17 protein-coding genes are annotated in these 17,823 nt (G+C 42.8%); 7 read left to right on the forward strand and 10 right to left on the reverse strand.

Annotated features, from left to right (window positions below):
• The first annotated feature begins 25 nt into the window (after positions 1-25).
• Positions 26-793 carry a hypothetical protein gene (locus E0H87_RS14090; RefSeq protein ID WP_131324162.1) on the forward strand — a complete coding sequence of 256 codons (768 nt, stop codon included), beginning with the start codon at positions 26-28 and terminating at the stop codon, positions 791-793.
• A gap of 64 nt (positions 794-857) precedes the next feature.
• Here the strand turns inward: E0H87_RS14090 and E0H87_RS14095 are convergent, their stop codons facing one another.
• The gene (locus E0H87_RS14095) at positions 858-1,508 is read right to left on the reverse strand and encodes a response regulator (protein WP_131324163.1); all 651 of its coding nucleotides are present in this window, start codon (positions 1,506-1,508) and stop codon (positions 858-860) included.
• Positions 1,509-1,876: 368 nt separating this feature from the next.
• Here E0H87_RS14095 and msuE point away from each other — a divergent pair, with 368 nt between their 5' ends.
• Entirely contained in the window at positions 1,877-2,611 is a 735-nt protein-coding gene (gene msuE, locus E0H87_RS14100; RefSeq protein ID WP_131324164.1) for an FMN reductase, read from the forward strand.
• Between the two features lie 27 nt (positions 2,612-2,638).
• Positions 2,639-3,736: a dimethylsulfone monooxygenase SfnG gene (gene sfnG / locus E0H87_RS14105; protein WP_131324165.1), complete on the forward strand. Its 1,098-nt coding sequence runs from the start codon at positions 2,639-2,641 to the stop codon at positions 3,734-3,736.
• A gap of 158 nt (positions 3,737-3,894) precedes the next feature.
• Here the strand turns inward: sfnG and E0H87_RS14110 are convergent, their stop codons facing one another.
• Positions 3,895-4,230, reverse strand: coding sequence for a hypothetical protein (locus tag E0H87_RS14110; RefSeq protein WP_131324166.1), 336 nt, complete (start codon positions 4,228-4,230; stop codon positions 3,895-3,897).
• A 212-nt stretch (positions 4,231-4,442) separates the two neighbouring features.
• Positions 4,443-6,392, reverse strand: a complete 1,950-nt coding sequence (gene acs / locus E0H87_RS14115; protein ID WP_131324167.1) for an acetate--CoA ligase — start codon at positions 6,390-6,392, stop codon at positions 4,443-4,445.
• A gap of 290 nt (positions 6,393-6,682) precedes the next feature.
• On the opposite strand from acs, the gene E0H87_RS14120 reads away from it, so the two are divergent.
• Both E0H87_RS14120 and E0H87_RS14125 read left to right on the forward strand, forming a co-directional pair.
• Positions 6,683-7,264 carry a DUF805 domain-containing protein gene (locus tag E0H87_RS14120; protein ID WP_131324168.1) on the forward strand — a complete coding sequence of 194 codons (582 nt, stop codon included), beginning with the start codon at positions 6,683-6,685 and terminating at the stop codon, positions 7,262-7,264.
• A gap of 156 nt (positions 7,265-7,420) precedes the next feature.
• A complete protein-coding gene (locus E0H87_RS14125) occupies positions 7,421-8,356 on the forward strand; it encodes a mechanosensitive ion channel family protein (RefSeq protein WP_413773129.1) in 936 nt (311 codons plus the stop codon).
• Here the strand turns inward: E0H87_RS14125 and E0H87_RS14130 are convergent.
• The 5 genes from E0H87_RS14130 to prfB all read right to left on the reverse strand — a co-directional run bounded on the left by E0H87_RS14130 (position 8,336) and on the right by prfB (position 13,280).
• A complete protein-coding gene (locus E0H87_RS14130) occupies positions 8,336-9,043 on the reverse strand; it encodes a 16S rRNA (uracil(1498)-N(3))-methyltransferase (protein WP_131324170.1) in 708 nt (235 codons plus the stop codon). The genes E0H87_RS14125 and E0H87_RS14130 overlap by 21 nt on opposite strands.
• Before the next feature lie 214 nt (positions 9,044-9,257).
• A complete protein-coding gene (locus E0H87_RS14135) occupies positions 9,258-10,538 on the reverse strand; it encodes a 3-deoxy-D-manno-octulosonic acid transferase (RefSeq protein WP_131324171.1) in 1,281 nt (426 codons plus the stop codon).
• A gap of 99 nt (positions 10,539-10,637) precedes the next feature.
• On the reverse strand, positions 10,638-11,717 hold the full coding sequence (locus E0H87_RS14140; RefSeq protein WP_131324172.1) for an alkene reductase: 1,080 nt from the start codon (positions 11,715-11,717) through the stop codon (positions 10,638-10,640).
• 26 nt (positions 11,718-11,743) lie between these two features.
• Entirely contained in the window at positions 11,744-12,043 is a 300-nt protein-coding gene (locus E0H87_RS14145) for an ArsR/SmtB family transcription factor (RefSeq protein ID WP_131324173.1), read from the reverse strand.
• Between the two features lie 141 nt (positions 12,044-12,184).
• Positions 12,185-13,280 (reverse strand): peptide chain release factor 2 gene (gene prfB, locus E0H87_RS14150; RefSeq protein WP_131324174.1). Its coding sequence is split into 2 segments (ribosomal slippage): positions 12,185-13,207 and positions 13,209-13,280, totalling 1,095 coding nucleotides; the frame shifts between segments, so codons are not numbered across the junction.
• 183 nt (positions 13,281-13,463) lie between these two features.
• On the opposite strand from prfB, the gene E0H87_RS14155 reads away from it, so the two are divergent.
• Both E0H87_RS14155 and E0H87_RS14160 read left to right on the forward strand, forming a co-directional pair.
• A complete protein-coding gene (locus E0H87_RS14155; protein WP_131324175.1) occupies positions 13,464-14,303 on the forward strand; it encodes a putative porin in 840 nt (279 codons plus the stop codon).
• Positions 14,304-14,613: 310 nt separating this feature from the next.
• Positions 14,614-15,390 carry a putative porin gene (locus tag E0H87_RS14160; protein WP_131324176.1) on the forward strand — a complete coding sequence of 259 codons (777 nt, stop codon included), beginning with the start codon at positions 14,614-14,616 and terminating at the stop codon, positions 15,388-15,390.
• A gap of 64 nt (positions 15,391-15,454) precedes the next feature.
• Here the strand turns inward: E0H87_RS14160 and recJ are convergent, their stop codons facing one another.
• Both recJ and pdxH read right to left on the reverse strand, forming a co-directional pair.
• Positions 15,455-17,155, reverse strand: coding sequence for a single-stranded-DNA-specific exonuclease RecJ (gene recJ, locus E0H87_RS14165; protein WP_131324177.1), 1,701 nt, complete (start codon positions 17,153-17,155; stop codon positions 15,455-15,457).
• Positions 17,156-17,812 (reverse strand): pyridoxamine 5'-phosphate oxidase, encoded by a 657-nt coding sequence (gene pdxH, locus E0H87_RS14170; RefSeq protein ID WP_131324178.1) that lies wholly within the window; start codon positions 17,810-17,812, stop codon positions 17,156-17,158.
• Positions 17,813-17,823: the final 11 nt, after the last annotated feature.

Raw genomic sequence — 17,823 nt, forward strand, 5'->3', positions numbered from 1 at the left:
TTGCACAAGCTTTCAGGAGACCTCAATGAACATTTCTGAAATGGTTCCACATGATTTACATCAAGCACAACAGTTTCATCGACTTTATGGTGTGAATGCACTACTGCCCGATATTGATTGGAATCATGTTTTTGAACAAAGTAAAATTACCCCCACTCATGTTGAAGCACTAAATACCCTCTATCAAAATGCCGTCCCACTTGCGTTGCAAGTTTTTGATGAACTCAATTTTGATGTGTTCACCCCTGCCGAATATAAACCACAAGGACTAGGGCTGTTTGAAAAACTCACACTACAAGAGGAAAAACTGTTACAAGTGCTTCAAGCCGAAACACGTAGTTTAAGCCCTGCGATTCGTCACCAAATTTGGAGCATGTTACTACGTGGCGGTGCTGTACTGGTTTTCAAAGCATGGTTAGGTAAAGTCAAAACCAATTTAGACCAGTTAGATACCAGCCAATTTGATGAACTGTCTGACCTGCTCTTTATTAAAACGCCACCGATTGAATTGGCAAATTGGCTCATGGTCGATGTGAATGATCCGTATGATCACATCTTTCTGATGCATGACAATCAAATCTATCTCGACCGCTTTAACAGTTTAGAAACCGCTGCATTGTTTGTAGATTTAGGGGTCTATGACGCCGCATTCTTGAGTCTGCGCGATGATCGCGTCGCAGAATATTTGAAATCGAAAGGTTATATTAGCCAAGAACAAATTGATGAATTGGAATGTGCACTGAATCCACTCTATTGTGACAACACCATGCACAAACAAGACTTTTTGGCTTAATCCCGTTTTATACAGATAAAAATAAAGACCTCTAAAAGGTCTTTATTTTTTGCAATTCATCGCATTACATTTTCTTTTCATCAATATTCAGCGCATTAATTGCCAGTACCGCCTGAGTACGATTTTGCACGCCTAATTTACGGAAAATGGCAGTCACGTGCGCTTTAATCGTGGCTTCTGATACATCCAGTTCATAGGCAATCTGCTTATTGAGCAAACCTTCCGCAACCATCATTAACACGCGGAACTGTTGTGGCGTAAGCGATTGAATACGCTCTGCCAATTCAGTTTCATCTGCTGCACGCGGATCAAAACTCATATTGGTTGGTAAATTTGGTGGTAACCAGATTTCACCTTCTAAGACTTGGCGAATTGCTTCGCCAATATGACTCGGATGCGCTGACTTCGGAATATAACCCATGGCACCATGCGCAATGGCACGCTGAATAATAGACACTTCTTCATGCGCCGAAACCACAATAATCGGCAATGAAGGATGTTGTGCGCGGACATGAACCAATGCAGAAAAACCTGAAGCACCAGGCAAATTTAAGTCTAATAAGACCAAATCAGGTTCAGGGCCTTTTTCTAAACGTTCATAAAATTCATTTACTGCGGCAGTCTCATTAATTTGGGCTTGAGGTAAGCTATAGCGAACGGCTTGAATCAAAGCATGACGAAACAACGGATGATCATCAACGATTAAAATATTCATAAGCAGCGTAAGAGATCTAGTGCACAGTAATTCTTATTCTAACCATACATGTGCCCTTAAGGATATGCAAATATTAACTATTTTTTAAATAACTACAAAAAATAGGGAAATCATCAAGATTCGGTTTTTCAAAAAGTTAAAAAACAAATCTATATTTCCTATAAATCTAATTCACAAATTAAAAATTCTTATTCATTTACAATATAAATTGATAATTCAAGCAATTAATTCCTGTAATTGCTGCGAATGCTCTTATTTTTAGCCATATCTTAAAATCAGATAATCAATCTGCTTTTCCTTATTTTACAGCCGCTTTGCTCCTGTTGATAAATAGCAAATATTCCAAGATTGCTTTTAGGTTATTTGCTATGTCATTTTCTCATCAAACCAAACCACTCAATATTGTCGCTGTGTCGGGCGGTTTAAATACACCGTCTAAAACTGAAGCTTTAGTTCAAGAAATTCTTAATGAATTGAGTGCTGCCACACCAATTAATGTTCATTTTATTAAATTCAGCGAAATTGGGCATTTATTGGGAGGGGCTATTTATCGCCACCAATTGCCACAACGCATTCAGGACGATTTGGCTGCCGTTGAAGCAGCCGATGCATTGATTGTGGGAACACCCGTTTATCGTGCTTCATTTACAGGACTTTTCAAGCATTTTTTTGACTTTGTCGAACAGACTGCATTGGTGGATGTCCCTGTATTATTGGCTGCATCAGGGGGTAGCGATCGTCATGCCTTGGTGTTGGAACACCAACTCCGTCCACTGTTTAGCTTTTTCCAAGCGCAAACACTACCCATTGGCGTCTATGCCACAGACCGTGATTTCACTCCTGAATATAGCATTCACAGTGAACTGCTGCGTGACCGTATTACGCTGGCCGTTGCGCGTGCCTTACCTATTTTGGAATGGGCGCCAGCCAAAGGGCAACGTGCCGATGTCATCAAAGAAAAATCACAACACGCCAATCAAACTTTGGGCATTAACACGCAAATTGAGCAAGCTGAAGTTTTACCTTCTGCCGCAGTGCCTAGTTTAGATGCTGCAGAATCACGCTTGCATGCCAAGAAAACACCACATAGCCATGTCGCATAAACATTAAAATCTTCTGAGGGTTTCCGCATGACACAACATAATGACGTTCTCTTTGCCTATTGGGTGCCCAATGTCAGTGGTGGCTTGGTCGTCAGTAATATCGAACAGCGTACCGATTGGAGCTATGACTACAATGTTCGTTTAGCACAAACGGCGGAACAAAATGGCTTTGCCTATGCATTGACCCAAATTCGCTTTACCGCAGGTTATGGTGCAGAAAATCAACATGAGTCGGTCAGTTTTAGTCAGGGCCTATTGGCGAAAACAGAAAAGCTCAAAGTTATTGCGGCGATTTTGCCCGGCCCTTGGAAACCGGCTTTGGCAGCAAAACAATTGGCCACCATTGATCACTTATCACAAGGGCGTATTGCAATTAATGTGGTCAGTGGTTGGTTTAAAGGGGAATTTGATGCCATCGGTGAGGAATGGCCTGAGCATGATCAACGCTATGTCCGTTCAGAAGAATTTATTCGTACCTTAAAAGGGGTTTGGACACAAAACAATTATCATTTTGATGGGAAGTACTATCAGTTTAAAGACTATACCTTGTCGCCAAAACCCGTACAAAAGCCACATATTGAAATCTTTCAGGGCGGTAGTTCTCGTGCTGCGCGTGACATGGCAGCACGGGTTTCGGACTGGTATTTCACCAATGGCAATACCCCTGAAGAACTGAAAAAACAAATTGATGATATTCGTGAAAAAGCCAAGTTGAATGGTCATCAGGTCAAAATTGGGGTAAATGCCTTCATTATTGCCCGTGATACAGAACAAGAAGCTCAAGCAGTCTTACAGGAAATTATTGCCAAGGCCAATATTCCGGCAGTACACGCCTTTGGTGAAGCCACACGTGAAGCTGGTGCAGCAAGCATAGAAGGCGAAGGCAATTGGGCAAAATCGACCTTTGAAGATTTGGTGCAATACAACGATGGGTTTAAAACCAATCTGATTGGCACACCCGAACAAATTGCCCAGCGGATTGTTGAATTAAAACAAGTGGGGGTAGATCTAATTTTATCTGGCTTCTTACATTTTATTGAAGAAGTCGAATACTTCGGCGCAAAGGTGTTGCCCTTGGTTCGTGAACTTGAAGCACAACAGCGTGTACAAGCAAAGTCTGCTTAGGTGTTACATTACAATTTAAGCAGACTGATTTCATGCACCGATAACAACAATAACATGGCAACACCAAATTTCCCCTGAGGCTCGGCTTAGGGGATTTTTTTGAGTAACGTAGATTTAAATCACCGAAGTAAGCGTAATGTCGGTTTGAATATTCAGTCTTAAAACACTCTAGAACTTTGCATATAATCTGCGGTCACCTGATTCAAACTGTCCAAAATCAGGTCTTTTTGACCCGTCTGAATTGCACTGTCCAATTTTAACATATAGTCCAATAACTGCTGTTTGGCAGCTTGGGCAAACTCAGAGGTGACGGCTTGATCTTCGTAGAGTAAAACGTAATTTTTAGCAAATCCGTAAATTAGAAATAAAGCAGTTTGTTCAGATGAATCTGTCGCAAGTGGAATACTTTGCTCGCAGACCTGTTTGAGTTGTTTGAAGGCATCTGTGCCAGAAGAGAGCGTTTGGAATTGCGTCAAAATCGATTGAAAAATCATTTGAAAAGATCCTCACAAAAACAAAATCTACAGATTTCAATCTGAGGCGTCAACTTAAAAAACTTATATTTACATCTTTTTTCCAAGATCCTAAAAATGATGAATTTTAACCAGATGTTAAATTATTTTTTATCATGATCAGCAAGAAGCAGCGCATGACGCTACTTCTTGCCTTAGATTTCTTATCAATTTAGGACCCAATCCAAGCTGTCTCAAGATGGGGCTTTGGAGTAAACATTGGCGATTAGCACCTCCACCACTTGTGGGTCAGCCAAGGTTGAAGTATCCCCTAGACTATCCAATTCATTCGCAGCAATTTTTCTGAGAATTCGACGCATGATTTTACCCGAACGGGTTTTGGGTAAAGCAGGTGCCCAATGTAAAGCATCAGGTGTGGCAACAGGACCGAGTACTTTGCGCACCCACGCCACCAACTCGGCTCTTAGTTCTTCCGACTCAGGAACATCAGCTTGTAAGGTCACAAACGTACAAATGCCCTGTCCTTTAATCTCATGCGGCATACCCACCACGGCAGCTTCGGCAACCGCTTCATGTGCCACCAAAGCACTTTCAATTTCGGCCGTGCCTAAACGATGCCCTGCGACATTCAAAACATCATCGACACGTCCCGTAATCCAGTAATAACCATCTTTATCGCGTCTCGCCCCATCTCCTGTAAAATAACTGCCCGGATAAGTTGAGAAATAGGCTTCAATAAAACGGGCTGGATCACCCCAAATGGTTCGCATTTGTCCCGGCCAAGAATCTTTAATAATCAGATTGCCTTCGGCTTCACCTTCCAGTTCTTTGCCCTCTGCATCGACTAAAGCGGGTTGAATTCCAAACATCGGGCGTGTAGCAGAGCCCGGTTTTAAATCGGTTGCACCAGGTAATGGAGAAATTAAAATACCGCCCGTTTCGGTTTGCCACCACGTATCGACAATTGGGCAGCGGCTTTCGCCGACAACGGTGTAATACCAATTCCATGCTTCAGGATTAATTGGTTCACCCACCGAACCCAATAAACGTAAACTGCTCCGATCACTCTCTCGTACAAAGGCATCGCCCTCACGCATCATGGAACGAATAGCCGTGGGTGCAGTATATAAAATAGTGACATTATGCTTATCGACGATATGCCCCGTACGTGCCCAACTTGGATATTGCGGTACACCTTCAAACATCACTGTGGTTGCACCATTCGAAAGTGGTCCATAAATCACATAGGAATGTCCTGTAATCCAGCCCACATCGGCCGTACACCAGAAAATATCATCTTGTTTTAAATCGAATACTTCACGGAAAGTACTGTTCACATAGGTCAAGTAACCGCCTGTGGTATGCAATACCCCTTTCGGTTTCCCTGTCGAACCCGAGGTATATAAAATAAATAATGGGTCTTCCGCCTTCATGGGTTCAGGAGGGCAAATGTCATTTACCGACATAATTTCCATGTGATACCACAAATCACGCTGCGGTTTCATCTCAATTGGGTTGCCAGTACGGTGTACCACTATTACATTTTGCACCGACTCTGTACCCGCCAGACTCAAAGCAGCATCAACATTCTCTTTGAGATAAATCGGTTTGCCACCGCGCATGCCAGAGTCAGCCGTAATCACGATTTTCGCCTGACTGTCCTCTATTCGACTGGCCAAAGAATCGGGGGAAAATCCACCAAAAACCACGCAGTGTACGGCACCAATCCGTGCACAAGCCAACATCGAAATTGCAGCTTCCGAAACCATTGGCATATACAGTACTACTCGATCGCCTTTTTTAACCCCATTTTTCTTCAAAACATTGGCAAAACGGCATACTTCATCGTGCAATTCCATATAAGAAATTATTTTATGCCGTGAAGGATGATCTCCTTCCCAAATAATGGCAGGTTTATACGGATGTTCTTTTAAATGTCGGTCTAAACAGTTGGCACAGACATTCAATTCACCATCGGCAAACCATTCAATTTTAAAGTTATCTTTATCAAAATTGGTATTTTTGACTTGGGTGAATGGGGTGATCCACTCCAGTTTGTGAGCCTGCTCTGCCCAAAAATCTTCGGGATGCTCAATGGATTGCTGATAACGTTCAAAATATTCGGCTTCATTGGTCCGTGCCGTTTTCTTAAATTCTTCTGGAACAGGATAGACTTCTTTCATATTCATACTTCCTTGATCTTCTCCATCTCATCACGAGATGCATGCCACGCTATATATTTTTTATTGCTGCATCTGGGCAGTATTACGGCTCTTTTTTAGACACTGCAATTATGCTTTGGTCGTATATTATTTATACAGCTTAAATTCACAAGATGAAATCTAAGTGCTAGAAAAACTTTCGATGAATCAGTGTTTGGTACTTAAATTCGTCTTATAATTTTCCTGAAATGCCACATATCTGCTTTTGCAAAATGCAACATTTCATTACTGAATCCACACTGGGAAAGCCTATGAGCACTCCGCAAACATCCCCATTTTTCTCACGCAATGTCACCCCTCAAAATGAGAATCCCTTATCCACGCAAGGGCGCTTTGGTCGGCTGAGTCTGATTGCATGGAGTGGTTTTCTCAATCTGATCACCTTTTTTGCCACATTGGCATTCAGCCTATTTCTTGGAATTTTTAACTTCAGTACTTATTCCATAGAAAGCAATCTCTTACAAACTTTTTTAAGCGTGGCTGGGCTCGGATTTTGGGTTATTTTTATCCTGTATTTTTATTTCAGCTTTGTGATTATGATCCGACGTCTTCATGACCTGAATAAATCAGGCTGGATGCTGTTGTTATTTTTCATTCCCCTCATTAATTTTTTTATGGCACTTTATGTATTATTGGCTGCGGGTACAGCAGGTTTCAATCAGTACGGTGCCCCGCGTACAACACCTGTTTGGGAAAAAATTCTAGCGTGGCTGATGATCCTTTTATTTGTGTTAAGTTTTATGGCTTCTGGAAGTTTCATCTCTTATATGATGGGAGCAGGTGAACTGGAAACCCCGCAGGAAGTCATTCAACAAGGCACAAAATATTTTTAATCGCTGTCCATATCGCTAAAGCTGTATAACTTCAGTTGCATTTGGTTATCTTTCTGGCACTTTTCAGGCAAAATAGCGACAAATTTAAATTGTTTCGGATCTCCAGTGGCAGAACAGCAACACAACCTGAGCGAAGTTGCTCAGGGTACCTCGCAAATGATACAAGAAGCAGGTGCAAAAACGGCTGAAACCGTGATTGCACATACTGCAAAATATAATGACGCCTACACCACCATTGATAAAATCATGGCCAGTTTTTGGGAGCGCGTACCTTATTTCTGTATCGCACTGATTGTTCTGGTTATTTTCTGGCTACTGTCTAAAGTCTTTAAGTTCTTTGTCCGTAAAACTTTAGAAAACCGTTCGTACACACGTCAAAATCTGGTCTTGGTACTCAACCGTGTCGGCACCAGTATCATTATTTTCTTTGGTTTTCTCATTGCCATGGTCATTGCCATTCCGGGCTTTACCCCTGGGCAACTCATGAGTGCCTTGGGGATTGGTTCGGTGGCGATTGGTTTTGCCTTCAAAGACATTTTCCAGAATATGTTGTCAGGGATTCTGATTTTACTCGGTGAACCGTTCCGTATTGGTGATGATATTATTGTCAATAATATGGAAGGAACGGTTGAAGATATTCAGATTCGCGCGACCTTCTTACGTTCATATGATGGACGTCGTATTGTGATTCCGAATGCAACCGTTTATACCAGTCCCGTCACCGTCAATACGGCTTATCAACGTCGTCGTTGCGAATTTATGGTGGGCATTGGCTATGAAGATGATGAACAAAAAGCCAAAAATATTATTACTGCCATTTTAGATAAAAATCGCAATGTCCTCAGTCAACCGGGTTTTACAGTGAATGTCACTGCCTTGGCTGATTTCTCGGTAAATCTGACGGTACGTTGGTGGATTGATACCACTGAAACCAATATTGCCGCATCGGTCAGTGAAATTCAGGCCGAAGTGAAACAAGCCTTTAATGAACACGACATTAACATTCCTTATCCAGTACAGGAAGTGAAAGTACATCGTGACCAAAACCTGCCTTATATGAAACCTGAAACTTCAGGTAAACAAACGACCTAAAACATAGGAAATTGCAGTTTCCGTTCTTAAAATTCGGTTGCCTAAGCTCACCGCTTGGCAGCCGTTTTTTTCGAGCAAATCAATTTCATAGGGAATAAAGCCACCTTCTGGACCAATCAGCAAGGTACACGCATGTGTAATCGCATAAGGCATGCTTATATCCGCATAAGGATGCGCCACATAAGCAAGTTTTTCAGGGCTAATCCACTTGGGTAAAACATCTTCCACAAAGGGTTTAAAGCGTTTATAAATTTCAATTTTCGGGGCAATGGTGTCTCCCGCCTGCTCTAATCCCAAAGTCACGTATTGATCAATCTGCTGTAAAAATGGTGTTTGCCAATAGCTTTTATCCACCCGATAACTATGTAGCAGCACAATTTTCTCTACGCCCATCGTCACGCTATCCATGATTAAACGACGTAAGACTTTCGGACGTGGCATTGCCACAATTAAAGTCACAGGTAATTTTTCAGGTACGGGTTCTGCCTGAATGGACTTCACTTGAATAAGCCGCTCATCCACCGCCAAGACTTCGGTTAAATAACGTTGCCCTTCACGGATCCCCACTTTTAAGCGGTCTCCCACCTGTAGATTGAGGTGAGTCCGTAAATGCTCTAGCTGCCGAGTGGAGGTAATAGACCAGACTTCAGATTCGGTTTGCCGTGGGTCTAACAGAACGATATTCATAATAAATAGAAAAAATCCAAAAAGGAAAAACTCAATGAACACATGCCATCGTGGATGGGCGACAGGGATGTCGCCCGCGGTGCTGAGGTACAGGACGTACCTTCAGCGCTGCAAAAGATTTTTGCTACTTTTCATCTCAGAAAAGTAGGAATCACCTACGCAAAGGCATTCATAGAATCTACAATATTTACGGTTGTGACAAACTTTTCAAGTTTTATAAATAGCCATCAATTGCTTGAATATGCTTTTGCAGAGATCCAGTATTCAACTGCATAATTTTCTGCGCCGCTTGATTCAATTGTTGTGCTTGTTCAGCATCTTCCAATAACTGCATCAGCACGGCAGCAGCTTGCTCCGCAGTTTCAACCACTTTAACCGCATCCACGTGTACAAATTCATCAACGATGGTTTGGAAATTAAAATAATTTTTACCTAATACCGTCGGCACATCTAAGGCTATCGGTTCTAAAATATTATGTCCACCACCCGGTTCATTCAGCGATCCCCCAACAAAACAGGCATCCGATAAGGCATACCACAGCCACATCTCACCCATCGAATCGGCTAAATACACTTGGGTCTCGGCTGCTATTTTTTGCCCTGCACTACGTCGACTAATGTTCAAATTTAAACTTTGTGCAACGGCAAAGACCTCATCAAAACGCTCTGGATGGCGTGGCACCACAATGCACAGCAGTTCAGGTTGCGCATCCAAATAGGACTTAAACACAGTGAGCATTTTTTGTTCTTCGGGTGCATGGGTACTGGCAAGAGTCACTATCTTACGCCCAGCAAGCGACCATTCTTGTTTCAGCTGAGCCGCCTGTTGAACAAATGATTCAGGCGCATGAATATCAAACTTAATACTGCCCACCACTTGAGTGAGCGACTGCGCTGCACCTAACTGAATAAAGCGTTCAGCCGTTGCTTTGTCTTGTGCCAAGAGCTGGTCTAAGCCGTGTAACATCGCACGCGTTAAGCCCGACACTTTGGCATAGCCTTGTGCTGATTTTTCTGAGAGACGTGCATTCACCAAAATCGAGGGAATCTTAAAGACCTGTGCCTGATCCAACAAATTTGGCCATAATTCGGTTTCAACTAAAATTAAAAGCTTGGGTTGATATTTTTGAAAGAAAGCCTGTACCAAGACCTTTTGATCAGCAGGAAGATACACCGCTTGAAACAAAGCATGATAAGGCGCTTTATCAAATAGCGACTTGGCACGGGCCTGTCCCGTTTTAGTGGTATTGGTCACCAGAACAGAATGACCTTGTTTTAAATAATGTTCAATTAACGGCTGTGCAGCATTGGTTTCACCCACAGAAACTGCATGAAACCAAATTGCATTCAGGTTTTTAGGGGGTTGAAATGGACCAAAACGCTCGAGACATTCCTGATGGTAAGCGCCCTCATCTTGCGCCCGTTTTTTGATTCGCCATTGATACAGCGGTTTAATCATAGCGAGTGCTGCGTTATACCAAAAAGGAGTAGCCAAATATGTGCTCCGAAAAAACGATTACAAATAAAACAGCGCAATTTATCACATTGGGTAAATTGCGCTGTTATCTTGTCGTGAATTTAGCCGAAAAGCAATTTAAACCGCTGCGGTTTCAGTTTCAGCTAAAGTTGGATAATCAATGTATCCTGCTGCTACATCCGTTCCAATCATGTTTTCTAGCTTAAGCTCATTCAAAGGTGCATCTTGAACCAAACGCTCAAACAAATCTGGATTGGCAATATAGTCTTTACCCCAAGACACTGCATCCGCCTGCCCTGTTGCCAACAGATCCATCGCATCTTCACGGCTTAAACGCATGTTAGCAATCAACGGTACGCCACCTGAACGTTGTTTCAAGTACATACTAATACTGTCATCTGCCAAATATTCACGCGTGAAGAAGAATGCAATCTGACGCTGACCCAATTGCTCCAGCGCATAACCAAAGGTTTCACGTGGATCATGATCACCCATGTCATGCTCATCGCCACGTGGGGCCAAATGTACCCCAACACGAGCTGCACCCCAGACTTCAATCAGTGCATCGACCACTTCAAGCAATAAACGCGCACGGTTTTCTACGCTGCCACCGTATTGATCTTCACGTAAATTGGTTGAACTTTGCAGGAATTGGTCAATCAAATAACCATTGGCTGCATGTAGTTCCACCCCATCAAAACCTGCCGCTTTGGCATAAATTGCCGCTTGTTTGTATTGCTCAACAATGGCTTGAATTTCAGCAATCTCTAAAGCACGTGGTGCCACATATTCACGTTTTGGGCGCAATAAGCTGACATAACCTTTTTGTTGTACGTTACTTGCCGAAACAGGCGTTTCGCCATTCAACAAATCAGGATGCGATACACGACCCACATGCCACAATTGCGCCACAATTAAGCCATCTTTGGCATGTACCGCCTGAGTGACCTGTTTCCAGCCTTCAACTTGCGCTTCATTAAATAGCCCTGGGGTATTTAAGTAACCATTGGCTTCTTCTGAAATCACGGTCGCTTCAGAAATAATCAAACCTGCACTTGCACGCTGCGCATAATATTCCGCCATCATGGCAGTTGGTACACGGTCTGCTGTTGCACGACTACGCGTTAACGGTGCCATAATCACGCGGTTTTTTAAGTGTAGATCACCCAGAGTTAAAGGAGTATTCAGTTCAGCCATAGTCGCCTCGATCGCCACTTTTTGTATTAAAGTGAACGTTGCAAATGTTCGATATATTGCTGAATCAAGGCTTCATTGCGGGAAAAATAAGACCATTGCCCATATTTCTCGACTTGAATTAAACCTGCTTGCTGGAGCACCGATAAGTGATTGGACATAGTCGATTGCGAGACTTTACCTAAACGTTCAATGTGCCCCGCACATACGCCTCGCCTAAAGTCACCACATTCGTCGCTCGACAGAAATTGTTCTGGCTGTTTTAACCATTCCAAAATTTGTCGACGGGTCGGATTCGCCAATGCTTTAAAAATTAAATCAATATCCATAGTTCAGACAGGTTCAATCATGTGCAAGCTTGATTCAGCTTTTCTTTAATATATCGTATTTTTTCGATTCTTATATCGAATATTTTAGATATATTGTAAAAAACTGCATCAAACTTAGCTAAGTTATTGATGATAATGGACTTATAAGCCTTGCTTTAAGCTGGCTTCGATAAATCTATCTAAGTCACCATCCAATACTGCACCCGTATTCGAGTTTTCAACACCAGTACGTAAATCTTTAATACGTGAGTCATCCAATACGTATGAGCGAATCTGGCTACCCCAACCAATATCCGACTTAGAGTCTTCAAGTGCTTGCGCAGCTTCATTACGTTTGCTCATTTCCAATTCATACAACTTGGCACGTAACTGTTTCCACGCATGGTCACGGTTGGCATGTTGTGAACGCTGGTTCTGACACGCCACCACAATGCCTGTTGGTGCATGCGTTAAACGTACCGCAGAGTCAGTTTTGTTAATGTGCTGACCACCTGCACCCGAAGCACGATAAGTATCGGTCCGTACATCGGCAGGATTGATGTCAATTTCAATATTGTCATCCACTTCTGGCGATACAAATACGGCTGAGAACGAGGTATGACGGCGGTTACCCGAGTCAAATGGTGATTTACGCACTAAGCGATGCACGCCCGATTCGGTACGTAACCAACCATAAGCATACTCACCTTCTACACGAATTGTCGCTGACTTAATCCCCGCTACGTCACCGTCAGATTCTTCCATCAATTCAGCTTTGAAGCCATGACGCTCAATCCAGCGCATATACATACGCAACAGCATTGAAGCCCAATCCTGTGCTTCTGTACCCCCAGAACCCGCCTGAATTTCCACATAACATGGATTCGGGTCCATTGGGTTACTGAACATACGGCGGAATTCAAGTTTTGCCAATTCTTCTTCGGCAGAAGATAATTCCGATTGCACATCGTCCAACAGACTTTCATCATCGGCTTCTACCGCCAAATCCAGCATGGCTTGTGCATCTTCAAGTTGTGTCGCCAAACCATCCAACACGTTTAAAACGTTTTCAAGTTCGCCTTTTTCTTTGGCCATCGCCTGTGCGCGGCTTTGGTCATTCCAAATTGTAGGATCTTCTAATTCACGCAGAACTTCTTCTAAACGTTCTTTCTTTAGATCGTAGTCAAAGATACCCCCGTAGTGTTTGACCACGGTCGTTTAAATCTTTTAATTGGTTTAAATACGGATTAATTTCCACGGGAGCTACTCTCAAATCAATAATTAGCTTAAATAGCCCTCAATTATAGCACAGAGCATTTGGAGATTTTTAGCCACCCCCCTGTAATTAGGAATTGACGGCTCTGAGGAATTTATCAACAATAACCCCACTTAAAAAAAACATAATACTTTTATAACGACAACCACTTTAGGGGTTTATTACATGAAACAAGTTCTTGCCAGCTTAGCTTTGGCACTTATGGCATCTTCAAGTTTTGCCTATGATGCTCAAATTGATACAGGCTTCAGCTATTTTGACCGCGATGATGATATCACTGATGCAGAGGGGAACTTTAACCTCAAAGGCACTGTCTACTTTAATCCCGTTATGGCCAAAAATGGACCGCTCAATGAAGCAGCATTCTTGGGTCACAATAGCAATGCCTATTTAAGTTATGACTATGATTATTGGGACAGCAAGACTGTCATGGATGGTTTAGGCAACAGTGCTGCTCAAGAAATCCGAGGTCATCATATCGCAGCAGGCATAGAATATTTTGTCGAGCAATTTTATTTGAACGGCCAAGTCGGTTTTGGACAACTCCAAAATGAAATAAAAATTCAATCGGCTTTGGGAAATAATAAACATAAAGAAGATTATGATGTGACGACCTACCGTGCCTTAGTCGGTTATATGCCAATCTCCAACTTACTCCTGGCTACAGGGATTGATGGCTACCAAGGAGATGAAGACAACGACGATAACCGTTTTGCACTAGCTGCCAAATACGTTGCTCCTGTGGGTCAAGGACAGTTTATCAATCTTGAAGCGGATGCTGCTTGGGGAGATGTCGACAATATCAACTTAGCCGCCGATTATTATTTTGATCCTGCTTTTAGCTTTGGACTGGCTTATAACATAGAAGATGATGGTGACGACAATACCGACTTCTTCTCGGTACGCTCTAAGTATTTCCTCAATCCAAACTTTGCAGTCGGTGGTGCAGTGGGTTTTGGCGATGATGTACAAGGCTTTAATTTAAATGCCGCACTACGTTTCTAACGTTTTTCACACACTTTAAGTTTTCGAAAAACACGCCAAAAGGCGTGTTTTTTAGTATCTTCTACTTACAATTTCGTCGATTATTTCACCTATTTCTATGCTATTCATAGAAAATCCACAATTTTAATAAATCACTACAATTATTAAATTTAATATATATCAAATATTTAAAAAAAAGTAATTACATAATATTACGCCTGAAACAATTCGGTAACCTTCACGCTGTTGACGCAATTCAGTTTTGCCCTAGACTAAAAGTGTAACAAAAAATTAATTCATTTTTTAGCCAAATTTCAGAGGGGTCCTTTCCATGAAAAAATTAGCAATTGCCTCAGCGTTGTTCTCTGTCGTTGCCATGACTGGAACAGCTCATGCATACCAAGCCGAAGTGGGTGCTTCTGCTGGACTAATCGATCCTGATAACGGCAGCTCAAGTGGTTCTTTTGGTGTAGATGGCACGTATTACTTCAATCCAGTTCAAACCCGTAATGCACCTTTAGCCGAAGCTGCATTCCTAGACCGCGCAAGCAATGTGAATGCACACTATGCTTATAACGAAATTGGTGATGACAAAGTCAACAATTATGGCGCTGGCGTTGAATTCTTTGTTCCAAACTCAGATTTTTACTTAAGCGGTAATCTTGGTCGCCAAGATGTGAAATTCAAGAACGGGCCTGACTTTGACACCACACTTTACAGTGCTGAAGTGGGTTACTTACCAGCACCTGGTTTCTTAGTTGCTGCTGGTCTTAAAGGTTATGACAATGACCATGATGACGGTGTAGACCCAACAGTTCGTGCAAAATATGTCACTCAACTCAGCAATGGTAAAGACATCAACCTTGAAGCAGGTGCTTCTTTTGGCGACTTAGATGAATACAACCTTGCTGCAGACTACTTCATTGATAAAAGCTTTAGCGTAGGTGCAGACTACTACAGCAACGACCTTAATGATGTAAATGAATTTGGTGTGAATGCACGTAAATTCTTTACGCCACAAGTCAGCCTTGAAGGTCGTGTTGGTTTTGGTGAAGTGGGTAACAATGACTACAACAAATTTGGTGTAGCAGCGAAATACCGCTTCTAATTGCCAAGGTCATGATCATCTTAGATGAGCATAAAAAAACCGCTGAATTCAGCGGTTTTTTTAATTATTGCAAATGCAAAACTCGCAATTGCAAACTCACTTGCCCATTAAAACTATTCTGTTCTAATTCATATACCAAATGCACCGAAGACTGCATGGGATCAAAGCTGAATTTATCCGCAGCATTAAACGCAATGGCATCCACCACTTGCCCATTCTCCAAAGCCAGACGTAATTTCAGATGAACTTCCTTTAACCAACGATAATCCAACACCTGAAACTGCCCTTCAAAGATGGGCGATGGAAATTTCTGTCCCCAAGGGGTCAAATGTTGCAGCAGATGAACCGTATCTAAATTCAAGGCCTCGGTCGGCAATACACCATCAGTCCACAGCGTTGCTTGAAACAGTGCTTCATCCATACCTTGGATGAGTTGAACAAAGTGCTGTTTAAATTCCTCGAAATGCTGTTTCTTAATCGTTAAACCTGCGGCTGCAGCATGTCCACCAAAATGGCTAACCAAATGCGGGAATTGTTCCGCCACTGTTTCTATGGCATCACGAATATGAATGCCTTCAATTGAGCGGGCGGAACCTTTAATATGTTCACCATCTTCATCGGCAGCAAATACAATGGCAGGACGGTGGAACTGCTCTTTTAAGCGTCCCGCCACAATCCCAATTACCCCTTGATGCCAATGCGGTTCAAATAAAATCAACGCGGCAGGTGTCTCGCTCAGCTCAAGTTTGAATTGTGCCAAAGCAGTTAAAGCATCCTGCTTCATTTGGGTCTCGACCTGACGTCGTTCTACATTCAGCTGATTCAGTTGCTGAGCCAAAGCATATGCTGTGCTGTAATCCTCTGCTAACAAACATTCAATGCCAATGTCCATGGTTTCCATTCGTCCCGCAGCATTAATCCGTGGCCCCAAAACAAAACCTAGATCCTGTGCTTTAAGTTGTGCAGCATCACGCCCCGCAATTTCTAATAAAGCCGAAATCCCAATGCGACACTGTTGTTGCTGAATCCGTTTAATACCCGCATCTACTAAAATACGGTTGTTATAATCCAGTGCAGCAACATCCGCATACGTCCCCAAAGCCACCAAATCCAGATACTGCGCCATCTTGGCACTGGATTTACCCTGCTGAGCACGACCACTACTTAAATTTGCCAACAGATAGAATGCAACCCCGACTCCTGCCAAGGCTTTGCTTGGAAATTCACAGTCCAATTGATTGGGATTCACCACCGCCTCAGCAGCAGGAATCTCTTTGGTGGTGAGATGATGATCGGTAATCACCACCTGCATTCCGTGCGCTTGCGCCTGAGCCACACCCGCATGGCTGGAAATCCCATTGTCCACCGTAACCAAAACATCAGGCTGGAACTTGGCAAAAGCCAAATCTGCAATCGCAGGGGTTAAGCCATAGCCATATTTAAAGCGGTCGGGCACCAGATAGTTCACCTGTGCGCCCATCTCCCGTAAAGCCAAAACCATTAAGGCCGTACTGGTGGCACCATCGGCATCATAGTCGCCGACAATCACAATCTTTTTTTGCTGATCTAGAGCTTGATCGAGCAGTTCAACCGCCTGAGGCAATCCTTTTAAATTCGGGGCGAAGAGATGTTTTAGCTTAAATTCAAGTTCTTGTTCCGATTGCACCCCACGGCGCGCCAAAATTTGTGCAATAAAAGGTGACACGCCCTGAATATTTTCAGGGCGTGTTAAATAAGGTCGTTGTTTAATTTGTATCTGTGTCATTTAAGGCATCAGTCGTTGTAATTTCCATATGCCATCGATTCTTTCATAACTCAGGCGGTCATGTAAACGATTTGGTCGTCCTTGCCAAAACTCATAATAATCTGGCTGCAAACGGTAGCCGCCCCAAAAAGCAGGCTTATCCAATTCAGGCTGATCCACCACCTGATCTTGCAAATTTTGGAAACGTTGCTGAAGCTCATCACGGCTGGCAATCACACCACTTTGCGGCGTACTGATATGCGCAGCAATCTGGCTGTCACGTGGGCGCTTTAGATAATACGCGGTTGCTTCATCTTCCGTAATTTTTTCGACTCGACCACTGACACGAATTTGGCGCTCTAATTCGGGCCAGTAAAACAACAACTCAGCATAAGGATTCTCAACCAAATCTAAGCCTTTTTGGCTGTCATAGTTGGTATAAAAATCATAACCTGCTTCCGTTGCACCGCGTAATAGTACCGTACGAACGTGTGGACGACCTTGGCTGTTGGCAGTCGCCAAATACATCGCATAAGGTTCGTGTAAACGTGCTTCTAAGGCAATATTAAACCAATTGAGAAATTGCTCATGCGGATGCTGTTCAACCTCCGACTCAAGCAATTCCCCTTTTTGATAACTTAACCGCAATTCACTTAAATCTTTAATTAAATCGCTCATGACATAATTCC

The sequence above is a fragment of the Acinetobacter sp. ANC 4178 genome (assembly GCF_004331175.1).
Lineage (GTDB): Bacteria > Pseudomonadota > Gammaproteobacteria > Pseudomonadales > Moraxellaceae > Acinetobacter.

Excerpts from the sequence above, each read along its gene's own strand:
- E0H87_RS14090 (WP_131324162.1), top strand. The coding sequence starts at position 26 with ATGAACATTTCTGAAATGGTTCCACATGATTTACATCAAGCACAACAG.
- E0H87_RS14095 (WP_131324163.1), bottom strand. The coding sequence starts at position 1,508 with ATGAATATTTTAATCGTTGATGATCATCCGTTGTTTCGTCATGCTTTG.
- msuE (WP_131324164.1), top strand. The coding sequence starts at position 1,877 with ATGTCATTTTCTCATCAAACCAAACCACTCAATATTGTCGCTGTGTCG.
- sfnG (WP_131324165.1), top strand. The coding sequence starts at position 2,639 with ATGACACAACATAATGACGTTCTCTTTGCCTATTGGGTGCCCAATGTC.
- E0H87_RS14110 (WP_131324166.1), bottom strand. The coding sequence starts at position 4,230 with ATGATTTTTCAATCGATTTTGACGCAATTCCAAACGCTCTCTTCTGGC.
- acs (WP_131324167.1), bottom strand. The coding sequence starts at position 6,392 with ATGAAAGAAGTCTATCCTGTTCCAGAAGAATTTAAGAAAACGGCACGG.
- E0H87_RS14120 (WP_131324168.1), top strand. The coding sequence starts at position 6,683 with ATGAGCACTCCGCAAACATCCCCATTTTTCTCACGCAATGTCACCCCT.
- E0H87_RS14125 (WP_413773129.1), top strand. The coding sequence starts at position 7,421 with ATGATACAAGAAGCAGGTGCAAAAACGGCTGAAACCGTGATTGCACAT.
- E0H87_RS14130 (WP_131324170.1), bottom strand. The coding sequence starts at position 9,043 with ATGAATATCGTTCTGTTAGACCCACGGCAAACCGAATCTGAAGTCTGG.
- E0H87_RS14140 (WP_131324172.1), bottom strand. The coding sequence starts at position 11,717 with ATGGCTGAACTGAATACTCCTTTAACTCTGGGTGATCTACACTTAAAA.
- E0H87_RS14145 (WP_131324173.1), bottom strand. The coding sequence starts at position 12,043 with ATGGATATTGATTTAATTTTTAAAGCATTGGCGAATCCGACCCGTCGA.
- E0H87_RS14155 (WP_131324175.1), top strand. The coding sequence starts at position 13,464 with ATGAAACAAGTTCTTGCCAGCTTAGCTTTGGCACTTATGGCATCTTCA.
- E0H87_RS14160 (WP_131324176.1), top strand. The coding sequence starts at position 14,614 with ATGAAAAAATTAGCAATTGCCTCAGCGTTGTTCTCTGTCGTTGCCATG.
- recJ (WP_131324177.1), bottom strand. The coding sequence starts at position 17,155 with ATGACACAGATACAAATTAAACAACGACCTTATTTAACACGCCCTGAA.
- pdxH (WP_131324178.1), bottom strand. The coding sequence starts at position 17,812 with ATGAGCGATTTAATTAAAGATTTAAGTGAATTGCGGTTAAGTTATCAA.